This window comes from Clostridioides sp. GD02377, assembly GCF_045899875.1.
In the GTDB taxonomy this organism is placed as follows: Bacteria; Bacillota; Clostridia; order Peptostreptococcales; family Peptostreptococcaceae; genus Clostridioides; species Clostridioides difficile_A.
Genome location: NZ_JBJODA010000078.1, coordinates 1 through 552, shown reverse-complemented (window position 1 = coordinate 552; position 552 = coordinate 1). Strand labels below are relative to the sequence as shown.

Annotated in this window: 1 protein-coding gene; it reads left to right on the top strand. The window is 29.0% G+C overall.

Features of this window, described 5'->3' with window-relative positions; translation table 11 throughout:
* Positions 1 to 29: 29 nt before the first annotated feature.
* On the top strand, positions 30 to 552 hold a 523-nt coding region (locus tag Q3304_RS20885), incomplete at its 3' end, for an ORF6N domain-containing protein (protein WP_407815496.1).

Below are 552 nucleotides of genomic sequence, written 5' to 3'. Positions count from 1 at the left end.
TAGTACTTGGAACTTTAGAAGTTGAGGGAATGAAATTTCATGATATTGAGGGTGGGTTTGAAAAAGGCAAGAAAGCAATGCTAGTAAAGGATATAGCTGAGATACATAATAGAGAACTGAAAGAGATAAATAAAAATATAAATAATAATAGAAAAAGATTTAAAGATATGATAGATATATTAGATTTAAAAGTGAGTGATTTAAAATCACTGAGTTTAGAAATGGGTTACTCTAATCAATCTTATGCAAATGCAAATAACATTTACTTGTTGTCTGAGAGAGGTTATTCAAAACTACTAAAGATATTAGAAGATGATAAGGCTTGGGAACAATACGAGAAAATAGTTGATGGATATTTCTCCATGAGAAAAGAATTAAATAATCCTCTTTTAAGTGCATCAAAGGAGTTACAAGCTATATTTATGCTAGATAAGAAACAAGAAGTCTTAGAGACTAAAATAGAGAGTGTTAATGAGAAGTTAGAAAACTTTATGGATGATGCTCCGTTATTCAATATAGAGTGTGAGAGTATTGTTAAAGAAGTTAAGAGAA